General features: G+C 31.7%; 13 protein-coding genes. 9 read left to right on the top strand and 4 right to left on the bottom strand.

The annotated features are described in order from the left end of the window. Nucleotides 1–312: 312 nt before the first annotated feature. Nucleotides 313–2,415: an ATP-dependent DNA helicase RecG gene (gene recG, locus F0000_RS21445; RefSeq protein ID WP_149626774.1), complete on the top strand. Its 2,103-nt coding sequence runs from the start codon at nucleotides 313–315 to the stop codon at nucleotides 2,413–2,415. Between the two features lie 228 nt (nucleotides 2,416–2,643). Next, nucleotides 2,644–2,853: a hypothetical protein gene (locus F0000_RS21440; RefSeq protein WP_149626773.1), complete on the top strand. Its 210-nt coding sequence runs from the start codon at nucleotides 2,644–2,646 to the stop codon at nucleotides 2,851–2,853. Nucleotides 2,854–3,012: 159 nt separating this feature from the next. Here the strand turns inward: F0000_RS21440 and F0000_RS21435 are convergent, their stop codons facing one another. Beyond that, nucleotides 3,013–3,414 (bottom strand): ACT domain-containing protein, encoded by a 402-nt coding sequence (locus F0000_RS21435; RefSeq protein ID WP_149626772.1) that lies wholly within the window; start codon nucleotides 3,412–3,414, stop codon nucleotides 3,013–3,015. A gap of 1,032 nt (nucleotides 3,415–4,446) precedes the next feature. Here F0000_RS21435 and F0000_RS21430 point away from each other — a divergent pair. The 7 genes from F0000_RS21430 to F0000_RS21400 all read left to right on the top strand — a co-directional run bounded on the left by F0000_RS21430 (nucleotide 4,447) and on the right by F0000_RS21400 (nucleotide 8,761). Then, nucleotides 4,447–5,001 (top strand): RidA family protein, encoded by a 555-nt coding sequence (locus F0000_RS21430; protein ID WP_149626771.1) that lies wholly within the window; start codon nucleotides 4,447–4,449, stop codon nucleotides 4,999–5,001. 79 nt (nucleotides 5,002–5,080) lie between these two features. Then, the gene (locus F0000_RS21425) at nucleotides 5,081–5,530 is read left to right on the top strand and encodes an HAD family hydrolase (RefSeq protein ID WP_149626770.1); all 450 of its coding nucleotides are present in this window, start codon (nucleotides 5,081–5,083) and stop codon (nucleotides 5,528–5,530) included. A 277-nt stretch (nucleotides 5,531–5,807) separates the two neighbouring features. Beyond that, a complete protein-coding gene (locus F0000_RS21420) occupies nucleotides 5,808–6,503 on the top strand; it encodes a cyclase family protein (RefSeq protein ID WP_149626769.1) in 696 nt (231 codons plus the stop codon). An 11-nt stretch (nucleotides 6,504–6,514) separates the two neighbouring features. Next, a complete protein-coding gene (locus F0000_RS21415) occupies nucleotides 6,515–6,982 on the top strand; it encodes an N-acetyltransferase (RefSeq protein ID WP_149626768.1) in 468 nt (155 codons plus the stop codon). A 65-nt stretch (nucleotides 6,983–7,047) separates the two neighbouring features. Continuing rightward, complete coding sequence (locus F0000_RS21410) at nucleotides 7,048–7,584, top strand: Crp/Fnr family transcriptional regulator (protein WP_149626767.1); 537 nt, start codon at nucleotides 7,048–7,050, stop codon at nucleotides 7,582–7,584. A gap of 54 nt (nucleotides 7,585–7,638) precedes the next feature. Beyond that, nucleotides 7,639–8,193 carry a DinB family protein gene (locus F0000_RS21405; protein WP_149626766.1) on the top strand — a complete coding sequence of 185 codons (555 nt, stop codon included), beginning with the start codon at nucleotides 7,639–7,641 and terminating at the stop codon, nucleotides 8,191–8,193. Nucleotides 8,194–8,230: 37 nt separating this feature from the next. Further along, complete coding sequence (locus F0000_RS21400) at nucleotides 8,231–8,761, top strand: NADPH-dependent FMN reductase (RefSeq protein WP_149626765.1); 531 nt, start codon at nucleotides 8,231–8,233, stop codon at nucleotides 8,759–8,761. A 262-nt stretch (nucleotides 8,762–9,023) separates the two neighbouring features. On the opposite strand, the gene F0000_RS21395 is transcribed toward F0000_RS21400, so the two are convergent. From F0000_RS21395 to F0000_RS21385, 3 genes are all read right to left on the bottom strand, one after another. After that, entirely contained in the window at nucleotides 9,024–10,046 is a 1,023-nt protein-coding gene (locus F0000_RS21395; RefSeq protein WP_149626764.1) for a M12 family metallopeptidase, read from the bottom strand. A gap of 1,170 nt (nucleotides 10,047–11,216) precedes the next feature. Then, complete coding sequence (pdeM, locus tag F0000_RS21390) at nucleotides 11,217–11,858, bottom strand: ligase-associated DNA damage response endonuclease PdeM (protein ID WP_149626763.1); 642 nt, start codon at nucleotides 11,856–11,858, stop codon at nucleotides 11,217–11,219. Between the two features lie 12 nt (nucleotides 11,859–11,870). Further along, nucleotides 11,871–14,336, bottom strand: coding sequence for a ligase-associated DNA damage response DEXH box helicase (locus tag F0000_RS21385; RefSeq protein WP_149626762.1), 2,466 nt, complete (start codon nucleotides 14,334–14,336; stop codon nucleotides 11,871–11,873). Between the last annotated feature and the right edge of the window lies 1 nt (nucleotide 14,337).

The following is a 14,337-nucleotide window of genomic DNA, read 5'->3' as shown; positions in this document are numbered from 1 at the left end:
TCGATAACTTTCTGAAAATAAAGAAGTTGTTCCTGTGCGTTTGTAACTATTCATCTCACCTGTGTTTAGTCAGTAAAATACTATAACTATTTGATTAAAAATAAATTAATTTTAGAGGTAACCTTATGTCTTTTTACTCATTAAATATAATGTGCTAATATTGACTTCTCAATTGATGCGTAGTACCTTTGCAGCAATAAAAACCTACTATTTTGTATATCAGACCTAATATTTTAATCAAGTTTTAATTTTATACTAAAATCTTTTCTTACTAGTTTGTAAAGAAACTAAGATGCACTTATATTAGCTCTGATGAACCCTAATATCTTACAAACACCCATAGACTATCTTAAAGGGGTAGGACCATCCCGTGCAGATTTATTACGTACGGAATTAGGAATTCATGCGTATCAGGATTTAATCAACCTCTTTCCTAATCGATATATCGATAAAACTCAGTATTATAAGATCAATGAATTACAACGCACCACTGCAGAGGTACAAATAGTTGGTAAAATTGTACACCTAAAAATGGTAGAACAAAAACGAGGAAAACGTTTGGTTGCCAAATTTATTGATGATACAGGAGAAATAGAATTGGTTTGGTTTAGAGGACACAAATGGATTAAGGAAAACTTAAAAATAAATACCCCATATGTAATCTTTGGAAAGACAAAATATTATAATGGCTATAATATGCCACACCCGGAGATGGAATTGTTTTCTGAACATGAGAAAAATCTAAAAATATCGATGCAACCTGTATATCCTTCAACAGAAAAATTATCTAATAAGGGAATTACAAATCGTGTCATTAGCAAAATGATGCAACAGCTATTTATTGAGACTAAAATTCGATTTTATGATACCCTATCTCCAGAAATACTCACTGAACTAAAACTTATCTCTAAAAGTGAAGCTATACTGAATATTCATTTCCCAAAAAATCAAGAACTGCTTGCCAAAGCCCAATACAGGTTAAAATTTGAAGAACTTTTTTATATTCAGCTACAGCTAATTACCAAAAAATTAATCCGAAAACAAAAAATCAAGGGGTATCCCTTTACCGAAGTTGGAGAATATTTTAATAATTTTTATGCCAACCACCTGCCGTTTGAGCTTACTAATGCTCAAAAACGAGTGATTAAAGAGATTAGAAAAGATATTGGTAGTAGTGCTCAAATGAATCGATTGTTACAAGGGGATGTAGGATCAGGTAAAACAATCGTAGCTTTAATGACGATGCTACTCGCTATTGATAATGGTTTTCAGACCTGTCTGATGGCACCTACAGCAATTTTGGCAAATCAGCATTATCAAGGTATTTTAGAGCTTACTAAAGATATAGGCATTCGTGTAAAACTATTAATGGGTAGCTCCAAAGCTAAAGAAAGACGAATTATCCATGAAGAGTTAGCAAACGGAGATTTACATATCCTTATTGGTACTCATGCGGTCTTAGAAGATAAAGTAAAGTTTAAAAACCTGGGATTAGCAATTATCGATGAACAACATCGATTTGGAGTAGCGCAGCGATCTAAACTCTGGCATAAAAACAAGTACCCGCCACATATTCTGGTGATGACAGCAACCCCAATACCCAGAACACTTGCTATGAGTCTGTATGGCGATCTCGATATCTCAATAATCGATGAACTTCCACCTGGTCGTAAAGCAATAAAAACAGTACATCGATATGATAGCAACCGACTTAAAGTTTTCAAATTTATAGCTGATGAGATACAAAAGGGAAGACAAGTCTACATTGTATATCCGTTAATTCAGGAATCCGAAGCTTTGGATTACAAGGACTTGATGGATGGGTATGAGAGTATTGCTCGCTCCTTCCCTACTCCTGAGTACCAAATCTCTATCGTTCACGGAAAAATGAAACCCGTAGACAAAGATTATGAAATGGATCGTTTTGTCAAAGGTGAAACAAATATTATGGTTGCTACTACTGTCATCGAAGTAGGTGTTAATGTACCCAATGCCAGCGTAATGATTATAGAAAGTGCCGAACGTTTTGGACTCTCACAGCTACATCAGCTACGAGGTCGTGTGGGTCGCGGTGCAGAGCAGAGTTTTTGTATTTTAATGACGAGTTACAAGCTTTCTTCTGATAGTAAAACCCGATTAGAAACGATGGTACGTACCAATGATGGTTTTGACATCGCAGAAGTTGACCTGAAACTGAGAGGTCCTGGCGATATCATGGGTACACAACAAAGCGGCATACTAAACCTAAAAATAGCAGATATCGTTAGAGATAATGATATTCTTCAAACCGCTAGGTATTATGCGATGAAAATATTAAAAGAAGACCCTTCTCTTTCTTTAGAAAAAAATAAAATATTACTATACACCTATCAACAATTAGCCAAACACAAAAACATCTGGAATTATATTAGTTAAAACACATTAAATACTAATAATCAAAATATTACGTTAGCATATTATGTTTTTTTCCATAACAAACCCAGAGCATACCAATATTCAAAAAATAAGATAACATTTGTTTAACATAATAAAGGTAGGGGATTCCCCTATTATATTGTTTTTTGTATATAAACTTATTCAGATTTTTTAATTCTAAAATACAAATCAGAATCTGAATGTTTTACAACAGTTTACCTTAAAAAAATGAAATTACTAATTTTAAAAAAACAATTTGGCATCCTATTTTTAGCCACTTTTTGTCTTAGCTATATTACTGGTATTAAAGATTTACCTGACCAAAAATCTTCAACCAAAAGTATTGAAAAAGAAAATACTTGTACCGTTCAAAAAACATCTTATAAAAAAATAAAAGATCAGAGCAAAAAATATTTTATAATACAACTTGGATCTTAAACACTACCATTTATTGTTTAATTTTACTCTAAAAGAAAATTATTTTTTTTCATTTTTCACTAATACAAAAAAGAGATTCATTACTAATAAGTCAAGATGAGTTGATTGTATATCTCGCTCAATATTGCGCATGACTATTTATCCGTTTACCTATGCTAATCAAGAAGAATTCTTCGATACATTACTAAGTGCTTCAAGTGCTTTTGCAGCATCATTCTTGTTTACAAATATATGATCGTGATAATATCCGGCTATTACATTGCAACTAATATTATTTCTAGCCAATTCTGCTGAAAATAAGGCGGTCAAACCTACTGCTTCAAGAGACGAATGAATCATTAATGTAATCCAAGAAGCAATATATTCGTATTTAAGCCCCAAACTATCTGCTTTTCCCTTCTCTATTACAATAGTAACCCCTTCCTTTTCTTGAAACTCGCAAATGGTATCTTTCCGATCAATTCCATCTATACTTTTTAAACTAGTAAATACATACTCACCTTTATTTAATTTGGGAGTCATTCCTTTTATTAGTGCATCTAAATTTGTTTCTCCAATCATTTTTATTTTTTATCTCTATACATTAATGATACATATTTTAATCTCAAAATCAAAATAACACATGTCTTGTTATCTCAATATCACAGACATTATAAAGTCTTATAAAAATTCAAAGAACCAATACTTTCAAAAACGAATAATTAGGGAGAAAATAGTTTCAATTCTGTTAGAAATCTAACATGATTTTAAAAAAAATTCCCTTAATATTGCTATAGTCAATTACATACACATTTTATAAAATAAAGTATCTGGCACATATTAATGATTGAATCATCCGGTAAAATATAAATATATAAGGTCATTAATACTTGGTAATACTATAAGATTCGAACATATGGTTCATATAATTCTTTGGAAGTCTCTCTGAAAATTTTCAGAAAAAATTAGATAATCTTTACTTAATAGATGTTCAGCTTGCAAAGAATAAATTCTTTCCTTTTTAAAAACCTGTTCGGATCTGGATTATTTATTCTTTTTTTGCACAAATAAATAACCATACGGATGCCTCAATTAGTTTGAGGCATCTTTTTATTTATTAAAAAAATATCTTTTTTCAATTCTCAGTTACCATTGCATACCAAAAACTCATCTTGAGTCATGGTTTTCAATCGAAAAGTTTGCCTTTTGTACTATAATGAAGTAGTAGTTTTTCAGCATAGCCTTACGGTTAAAAAAAACAGCACAATTAGCGTGCAAAATGTAAACTACCGCGGGGCAATCCCACGAAGCATTTATTGAAAAAAACATTTTGATTTCGAGGCAAGCCTCCGAGCATTTATATCTCGATTATCGAGTGAATTTTATAAGTCAAAACAGTACTCAAGATGAATTCCTATTCTAAAATGAAATCAAAAAATATTCTACCCTTAATAAATTAAGGGAAATTTACGTTTATCAGATAAAAATATATACATATAAAATATGTACCTTTGATTACTTCATAAACTAAAAAATTATCGCTTTTTATTTCCTGGTTTCTTAATATATGTTCTAGTCAGTAATACCTATAGATATTTTTATAAACAAATACTTATGAGATATTTTTTTCTTTCTTTTGTAATCCTGCTAATCAACTGTAATTCAACTATACAAGAAACTCAAAATTCAAAAAATCTTTACCCTTATGATGTTTCAAAGAAAATTTTAGATTTAGGTATACAATTAACACCTCCTAAACTCCCTCCGGGGATTAGTATAGAAATGGCAACACGTACTGGTAATTATATTTATTTATCAGGAAATGGTCCTATAACTGCAAAGGGAGAACGAATAACAGGAAAAGTAGGGGTTGATTTAACTGTTGAACAAGGCTATGATGCAGCCAGGTTAACTGCAATTAATCACTTATCAGTATTGAAAGAAAAAATTGGGGACCTCAATAAAGTTGTAAAAATTGTAAAAGTTTTTGGGATGGTAAATTCAGATTCTTCTTTTACTGATCACCCAAAAGTTATAAATGGCTATTCTGACCTGATTATTGATGTTTTTGGAGAAAGAGGGACACACGCCCGTTCTGCAGTAGGAATGATATCATTGCCCTGGAATCTTGCTTGCGAAATCGAAACAATTGTCGAAATAAGAGACTAACAATTATTTCATTTTTTGATGGAACCACTAACATCAAAATACGCTATACCTTCTAAATTATTTACTCTATATTCTAAAAATGAATATTAGTTTTGATCTTGACGGCACTCTAATTCCTAACGGAAATGAATTTGATACAGAAAAGCGAAGTGTCATAGCAAAATGTATAGGTATTGAGAAAATCAGAAAAGGAACACCTGATTTAATTTCTGATCTACAGAGTAAAAATCATAATATTCATATCTATACTACATCTTTTAGAACAAAAACCAACATATGGTTGACCCTAAAATATTATGGAATTAAGGCAAATCGAATTGTTAATCAAACTGAAAATCAAAAACTTTTAAAATCATTACATACAAATTCCTCAAAATATCCTAAAGCATTTGATTTTGACATACACATAGACGACTCAGACGGAGTAAAAATAGAAGGAGAAAAATTCAATTTTAAGACCATTATCATCAAACCTACAGATCAGTATTGGATTCACAAAATTAAAACCGAAATAGAAAGTTTTAGATAAAAATAGCTATCGAATTTTGGTATAAAAGCTTCTCGTATATTTGTTGTAATATGCACGATATAGTAAACTACCGCGGAGCAAGGATACGAGGCATTTATTGAAAAAAACATTTTGATTTGGAGGCAAGCCTCGGAGCATTTTAATCTCGATTATCGAGTAAAAAGTATACCCCCCGATACAGGTATCAATACAGAAATATGAACTGATAGCGTATTACTATTTTTGGTTAGTATGGTATAAGACGTTATAAAACCAAAATCCAAAAAAATAAAAGTATATGATAGAGATTATTGATTTAAGCCAAGAAATTTATGAAGGTATGCCCGTTTATAAGGACTTACCTCAGGTAAAAATGAATATTCATAATTCTCACGAAGAATGGAATGGGATAAAAAACCCAAAAAAGAGAACGGCAGCTGTTCACAAATTAGAACTTGGAGAACATACAGGAACTCACGTAGATGCAATAAATCACATGGCTCAACAATATGAAGGACAATCTATTGATAAAATGCCTTTATCCACGTTTTATACAGAGGGTATTTGCTTAGATTTCTCGCATAAAAACTTAAGAGAATTAATCGAAACTCATGAAATAGAAGATGCCTGTATACAAGCAGGAGTCACTATAAAAAAGGGAGATACTGTATTACTCTATACTGACCATTATAGAAGAAATTTTAATACAAAAAACTGGAGTAATGGACCAGGAATAACGACAGAATCAGCCAGATGGCTGGGGCAGAAAAAAATAGCTGCTTTTGGAGTAGAAACAATGTCTCCAGGCGTTCCCGGAATATCAAATAAGGAAGTACATCACATTTGTGGTGAATTAAATTTTACGCACTATGAAAACCTGATCAACCTTCATCTCTTAATCGGAAAAGGCAGGTTTCGTTTTATTGGACTTCCCTTAAAAATAAGAGGAGGCACTGGTTCGCCAGTCAGAGCTATTGCCGTATTTGAAAACTAATCTAAAAAACATTGGAAGTAAGTTTTAAAGAATATACTAATCTCGATAAAAATCAAACGCTCGATATGATGGCCGCATTCAATAAGATCGATGGTTATGATTTTGATCGGATACTCTATGAAAAAAATCTATTAGAATTCTCAGTAAACAAATCGTTAGGCAGGTTATTTTTAATTAAAATACAGCATAAAAGTATTGGCTATATTGTTTTAACATTTGGTTTTAGTTTTGAATATAAGGGCAAAGATGCTTTTATTGATGAGTTTTATATAAAAGATGAATATCGAAACAAGGGAGTCGGCAAAAAAACAATGGAGTTTATAGAAACTATAGCTCGTAAACTAGATATACAGGCAATCCACCTCGAAGTTGAAAAACATAACTCCCACGCAAATAATCTCTATACCAAACAGGGTTTTATGACTAATAGCAGAAATTTATTTACAAAAAACATAACAAATACTAATCAAAAATTATAATGATTGATTGACCCAACTATTTTATATTTGAACGTATTATGACTATTTATTTTTTTAGATAAAATATGGATTTAATTGCTACTTTAATAAAAGAAATAAGTGACCGGAATGTATGGGATTATGAAATGAAACTTGACAGAAATGAATATTTAAAAGTAAAAGGAAGTATTGACACGAATCTATATTTAGTAAAAAATGGTAGCCTAAGAATTTTTGTTCTGGATGAATCTGAAGAACATACAATTAGATTTGGCTATAAAAATAATTTAATAGTTGCTCTCGATTCATTTCTTAACGAAAAACCTTCAGATTTATACATTCAAGCATTAAAAAAAACAACCTTACTGGTTATTACTAAACAAAACTTTCAAAATTTTATAATGTCTTCTCCAGAGAATACGAGAATATGGTATCAAATTTTAGAAGATTTTATTTTGCAACAAATGGAAAGAGAAAGAGATATTCTTACTACCTCGCCAGTAGAAAGATATAAAAGAGTTTTAAAAAGAAGTCCTCAACTCTTCCAGGAAATCCCAAATAAATATATTGCGTCATATTTAAGAATGACACCAGAGACACTTTCAAGAATTAAAAAATCTTAATTTCAATCAAGGTTTTAGCCAGTATATATCTCGATTTTTGGCTAAAAAAAATAGATGAATACCATAGCAAAAGACTTATTACAAGATTTAATTGAAAGAACACAGGGAAATATCAACAAAGCAGAGACTTTTAAACAACTTTCTTTTGATACTCTTACCTGGAGAAAAGATTCAGATAGTTGGAGCATTCTAGAATGTATAGAACATTTAAATAGATACGGAGCTTTCTATATTCCAGAAATCAAAAACCGAATCAAATCCTCTAAGCATAGTAACTCTAAAAGATTTGTAAGTGGTTGGTTAGGAAATTACGCTGCAAATATGATGCTTCCTAAAGAAAAACTCAATACGATGAAAACGTTTAAATCAATGAACCCTATAGACAGCAATTTATCTGTTGAAACTATTGATATTTTTATAGAACAACAGTATTCACTCATTGATTTATTAGAGAAATCAAAAAAAGTAAATCTAAATAAAGTAAAAACTGCAATTTCGATCTCTAAATGGATCAAATTAAGACTGGGAGATACTTTTAGAGTTGTTATCTATCATAACCAAAGACATATTCTACAGGGTGAAAGGATCGTTTTAAAAAAGAATACCTGATCTTGTATCGTATTAAAAATAACAATCTAAAACCTTAATGAAAAAGAAAAGAATAATAGGTATCAGCGGTAGTGCCAGTAAAAATTATTCTAATTTATTTATTTTGAAAACGATAGCAGAATTAGGAAAATCAGAATTCGATTTAACTTTAATCAATGATTTAGCTGTGTTACCGCATTTCAAAACGCATTTGACTGAGCGTAACGTTCCAACGGAAGTTATTGAATTTCGCAATCAAATAAATACTGCTGATGGTGTTATTATATCCTCTCCAGAATATATTTTCAGCATTCCCAGCGGACTTAAAAATGTAATTGAATGGTGTGTCTCAACAACAGTTTTTTCTGACAAACCAATCGGAATCATAACGGCATCAGCCAGTGGTGACAAAGCACACCAAGAGTTAAAACTAATCATGAAAACCCTGCAGACAAAATTTACTGAGGAGACTACATTACTTATTTCAGGAATAAAAGGTAAAATAAACAGGTCTGAAGAAATTATAGATATCAATACTAGAAATGAACTAAAAAAATTCGTTCAATCATTGATATCCATGCTGATTTAACATTACTTGAATAAAAAGCAGAATTAATGTAATGAACTGGAAGTAAAGATAATTACCCATCTCAAAAAAACAACTAGTTATCAATAACTATACACTGGTAGTTCTTATAAGTATGATGGCAATAAAAAGATATCTATTTTGAACCAAAATGTAAAAGTATTATTCTCTAAACAATTCGGCTTTTTACATGCCATAAGTGGGTAAAAAGCCGAACTATTGGATCAATGAATTTTAAGTGGTTTACACTTCTTTATCTGTTTTTCTAATTATCTCCAGGAAGTTTCCCAGAAAAGATATTTTTACCTTCGTCACAAAAAGCTATAAAAGTCCAATTTATCGAAGTTTTCTCGAATAAATTACCCAAATAAACAACTCTATCTCCAAGATTATATGTAGTATTAAGATTCCATTCTTCGACCATATCACAAATAGTCACCTCACCGTTTCCACCTCCAGTTCCATCTGTTGGATACATAATATTGATTCCTTCAATATCACCTTCTGATAAGACTTGTTGTTGCCACTGATATGAAGAACCATCTAATTTGGTAATAGTAGGATTACCATTGACACTAAAAGCCGTAGGGAAATACATCATTATTGACATAAAATCCAAAGTAGCCGTATAATCTGTGCCATCAATTCCTCTCGCAGTATATTTTGAAAAAGCATTTTCAAAACCTGGTTGTATGTTTTCACTGACAATTCTCACATACTGATCTCGATCACTTCTATTATGTTCATGAAATAATCCGATAGCATGACCGATCTCATGGATCATAACTCCAGTAGAACAATTACCCACTGTAGCTTCCTGTCTGCCCCCAATCATACCCACAAAAGAAGTACAAAAGTTGTCATTAGTATTCACGAAATCAACATAATTTGATTGATTAGTTCGCTCCTGAAAACGTAAATTTGTATTCGCTTCCCAATGAATAATTGCATCATCAATCCATCTTTTCTTGGATAATGGCATGTCTGAAGCTATTGTATAATAGACCATATTATCAGACCACCTTTGCCTATTTAACCCAGCACTTTTTCCTAAAAAAGGTTTTTCTGATAGTAATTCATTACTAATCATAATATCTCCTTCCAGAAGATAATTAGTACGATATGGCATTACCGATAATTCATTCTTTCCAAGATATTGTTTTGTAAAATCAGTATTGTATAATTGCTTTGTATTGTTGATATTAAAATCTTCCTGTCTGTCATCTTGATTACAAGATAAAAGACATAACACTGTGATGGCACAAAGCCATAATGAAACCTTTTGCATTATTTTTTGAGTTTGTGATAACTTAGTTACAGTTATATAATTAATAAAAATTAGTTAACAATTCATGTAAAAACTCTTTTGTTAAGTTGTCTATAAAAATGCGCTTTCTATAACAATCTAAGAGCTATCATAAATTACTGCAAAAAACGCAAAACCCTTATTATTATACTCATTAGCGTCGTTAATTAATAACTAATATTTGTTAAGCAACGTTAATCATATAGGGGAAAAATCACATAATTACTTCGTTTTCAGAGTATTCTAAACTCCTTACTACATATCTTTTTGAGTCTTGGTCTTATCACAAAAATAAAGTGCATATAAATCTGACTATGTTAATTTTCAGTACGAACTCATCTTGACTTTTTGTAGTGAATTGAAAAAAAATAAATCAATTCTATAAATACCTTATAAAATTGATGTATTATATAAATGATAACCAGATTTTTATTAAAAAAGTGGTTCTAAAATAAAACTACAATAAACAATTAACAATCAGTAAATTGACACCCTACTTTACTATTACCTATGAAGTCACACGTCAAAAAAAGCGTGATTCTTTATTTTTTTGATTAGGGTTTATTAAAAGTTAATTGTTTATTATATAAGAAATAAGTTTTCTTTTTAAAATAAGGAAATAAAAAAGATTGAAACCTTCATAAATATATAATTTGAGTTTGTGTTAGATATTATATTCAAGTTTCAATTCAGATCCTCAGGAGTAGTTAACCTGGGGATCGCTTTTTTTATAGCTATCTATCGATCATTTATAAATATAAGATCAGGGAAAAACCTTGAAGAATACTGCTCCATTATTTAGTTATTCAACAAAATTCAGTTAGATGCTGTACAGACAAATTTTATTATAATAAAGCTTTTTTTTTAGCTGTTTAAGTATTAGTCCTTGTATAATTATTGTTTGATTTTACTCGATAATCGAGATTAAAATGCTCTGAGACTTGTCTCGAAATCGAAATGTTTTTCCAAAAAATGACTCATGGGATCGTCCCGCGCTAGTTTACTGTAAAAAAATTATGGTTTTTTATTTTAGCAAAGAAGAAAAATCAACAGAGTATGTTTTTTTTATTCTGAAAACTAAAGTAAAAAAAGGCATTTTACTCTATAAGCTCAAAGAATAAATAGGAAATATCGCCTGTTTACAGTAAATTTTTACGTACAACAAATCACCTCATCTTTTGTGACAGCAAATATTTCATCTTCTTTATCCGGAACAAGTATATGTTTCCCTGTAAAGGTGCCAAAAGCAGGTAAAATCATTTGGTTTGATTTCTTAACAAAGCAAGGAACAGATACTGATTGTTTCCCTGGTCCTTTTAATTGAATTCCCGGATGAATATGACCCGCTATATTAAATGCATGTTTTCTTACTTCTGGGATGTGTGTTAATAAAATTAAACCAATCTGCCATTCATTGGATACGGTTATATTTATTTCTTCGTATTTAACAGCGGAAATAACATCATGATTCCCAGTTATCAATACAACTTCTGAACTAAGCTTTGTTAACCATTCCGAAAACAAAAGCCATTCTGAGTTGATATAGCTATGAAATAAATCTCCCAGAAAACATAGTACTTTAGGTTCAAAGTAAGACAAAACCTGATCAAGCTGTGTAAAATTATACTGAGTTGCTGATAAAGGCACAGCGCTTCCATGCTTTCTAAAATGAGTTATCTTTCCTAAATGTACATCAGCAATCAATAACATTTCTGTTTCATGCCAGTATACAGATCCAGTGGGATGAAGCGTATATGTTTGTCCATAGATATTTATTGTTTCTGTATTTATCATAATCTGGCAAATTTATGATTTTTCTAATTGAATCATCATTTTTTTAATCCGATCCGCCAGTTTTTCTGAAGAAAGCTTTTCTCGCAGGCGATCTGTTATAATAGGAAAAGAAAAAGGTGTTGGTTTTTTACACCGTTTCCTACATATAGTTTGTCTATTTATTCGCTCCAAAGCCAGTTGTAATCGTCCTTCTTCTAATTGATGTTCAAAAGTTTCTGTAAATGCCTGCTGATACAGTAGATTATCTGGTTCGTAATCTTTGAAAACATTAAAAAGCAATTGAGTACTAGATTGCAGGTGTTTACTTTTGAGCAATTTATCCGGGTATCCTGTAAATACCATCCCAGAAATTACCGCAATATCTCTGAACTTACGTCTTGCCATTTCTGTAGCATTAAGACTTTTTCGTAAATCATTACTCAAAAAATCTGTGCTGAATACATTATTATCTAATACTTGCTGTATATCAATATCCTGATCCGATAGAAGCTCAAAACCATAATCATTAAATGCGATAGAAAAACTAATTGGAGAAAGCAGACTGATACGATATGCTATCAAACTACCTAGCGCCTCATGTACAAATCTACCTTCAAAAGGATAAAAAATTGCATGATACCCATCTCGTGTTTTAAAGGTTTCTATTAAAAACTCTTCGGGACCAGGAACTATACTTTCTTTTTGTTGTCTTTTAATGATATGAGAAAGTGCTTTGAATTCTTTTGACATTTTAGAACTTGTAGCGACTGCCAGATGCAGTTCTTCTCGCAATAAATTACTCATCTCTGAAGAAAAACTCATACGCCCTCCCATCCAGCTTGGAACTTTTGAGGTTTTTTGTTTTGATTTTTTAACCAAAACCTGCATATTTTTCACTCTGAACAATTCAAGATTACGACCTGCAAAGGTAAATACATCTCCTGGTTTTAATTTAGAAATAAACCATTCTTCAATAGACCCCAAAAATCCGCCTTTTAAATATTTCACACTTAATACTGCATCACTTACAATCGTTCCGATCTGTAACCGATGTCTCATAGCGATAGTACGACTAAGTACTTTAAACTTTCCATCATCCTGAATATCTACTTTTTTATACTCGTCATAAACCTGTAAACTTTGACTGCCTAATGTTATAAAATTTAAAACCCACATATACTGTTCGTTTGTTATCGATTGAAAACAAAATGTGCTTTTAATTTCGGGAAGAATCTGATCAGGATAGAAACCATCAGAAACAGCAAGTGTTGTCAGATACTGAACCAAAACATCAAAACTATTAAGATAAGGAATACGGTCTTCTACATTCTTATTTTTTACTGCCTTCTGCAATGCCGATGCTTCTACTAGCTCAATTGCATGAGTAGGTAAAAAATAGATAATACTTTCTTTTCCCGGTTGGTGTCCGCTACGCCCTGCTCTTTGTAAAAAACGAGCTACTCCTTTAGGGCCGCCAATCTGAATAATCGTTTCTACTGGGGCAAAATCAACCCCCAGATCAAGACTTGACGTACATACTACAGCTTTTAGAGATTCATTTCGTATCGCTTGCTCTACCCATAATCGGGTTTCTTTATTAATGCTTCCGTGATGCATTGCTATTTCTCCTGCAAATTCAGGGTGTTTTTCTAATAGTTTCTGAAACCATATCTCGCACTGTGCACGGGTATTTGTAAAAAGCAAAGTAGTTTTACTCTTGTTGATGATTGGAATTACTGCTGCTATCAAATGCAATCCCAAGTGACCTCTCCACGGAAAAGTTTCCATTTTCTCCGGAATAATAGATATAACTTTAATCTTTTTTTTAAGATTTGCTTTTATCAATATTGAATTCTTATACGCCTCTGTAGCACTGCCCAGTAATACCTCTCGAGCCTGCTCTAAATTCCCTATTGTTGCAGAAATCCCCCAGATACGAAGTGATTTTGAAATAGTTTTAAGGCGTGATAATGCTAACTCCATTTGTACACCTCTTTTACTCCCCAAAAGCTCGTGCCACTCATCAATTACAACCGCAGTAACATCGCTAAATGTTTTATCATAACCCTTTGAAGCTAATAATAATTGTAGGCTTTCTGGGGTGGTAATCAACAAATCTGGCATTCCTCTTTTTTGTGATGTTCTTTCTTCCTGAGAAGTATCCCCACTGCGTATCCCGATGGTGAACGGCATATCTATTTCTTCCACAAAACGTTCTGTTGCTTGTTTGATTTCTACAGACAACGCTCGTAGCGGAGTAATCCAGATTGCTTTAAGACCTTTTTTGTGGTTTGTTGCGTATTCTGGATTTTTTCTAATATAGTCTAAAACAATAGGTATCCATAGGGCATATGTTTTTCCGCTTCCTGTGGGAGCATTCAATAATCCGTTTTTACCTTGTAAGAAAGCACTCCAGGTTTTTTTCTGAAAAGAAAAAGGTTTCCAGGACTGAGTCTGAAACCAATTTTCTGCAATCATATAGAGTTCGTTTTTATTCATC

The organism is Aquimarina sp. RZ0, from assembly GCF_008370685.1.
Lineage (GTDB): Bacteria > Bacteroidota > Bacteroidia > Flavobacteriales > Flavobacteriaceae > Aquimarina.
The sequence above is the reverse complement of the archived record's forward strand: the minus strand, read 5'-3'. Positions and strand labels throughout refer to the sequence as shown.

Coding starts and splice junctions, on each gene's coding strand:
- recG (WP_149626774.1), top strand. CDS start 313: ATGAACCCTAATATCTTACAAACACCCATAGACTATCTTAAAGGGGTA.
- F0000_RS21440 (WP_149626773.1), top strand. CDS start 2,644: ATGAAATTACTAATTTTAAAAAAACAATTTGGCATCCTATTTTTAGCC.
- F0000_RS21435 (WP_149626772.1), bottom strand. CDS start 3,414: ATGATTGGAGAAACAAATTTAGATGCACTAATAAAAGGAATGACTCCC.
- F0000_RS21430 (WP_149626771.1), top strand. CDS start 4,447: ATGAGATATTTTTTTCTTTCTTTTGTAATCCTGCTAATCAACTGTAAT.
- F0000_RS21425 (WP_149626770.1), top strand. CDS start 5,081: ATGAATATTAGTTTTGATCTTGACGGCACTCTAATTCCTAACGGAAAT.
- F0000_RS21420 (WP_149626769.1), top strand. CDS start 5,808: ATGATAGAGATTATTGATTTAAGCCAAGAAATTTATGAAGGTATGCCC.
- F0000_RS21410 (WP_149626767.1), top strand. CDS start 7,048: ATGGATTTAATTGCTACTTTAATAAAAGAAATAAGTGACCGGAATGTA.
- F0000_RS21405 (WP_149626766.1), top strand. CDS start 7,639: ATGAATACCATAGCAAAAGACTTATTACAAGATTTAATTGAAAGAACA.
- F0000_RS21400 (WP_149626765.1), top strand. CDS start 8,231: ATGAAAAAGAAAAGAATAATAGGTATCAGCGGTAGTGCCAGTAAAAAT.
- F0000_RS21395 (WP_149626764.1), bottom strand. CDS start 10,046: ATGCAAAAGGTTTCATTATGGCTTTGTGCCATCACAGTGTTATGTCTT.
- pdeM (WP_149626763.1), bottom strand. CDS start 11,858: ATGATAAATACAGAAACAATAAATATCTATGGACAAACATATACGCTT.
- F0000_RS21385 (WP_149626762.1), bottom strand. CDS start 14,336: ATGAATAAAAACGAACTCTATATGATTGCAGAAAATTGGTTTCAGACT.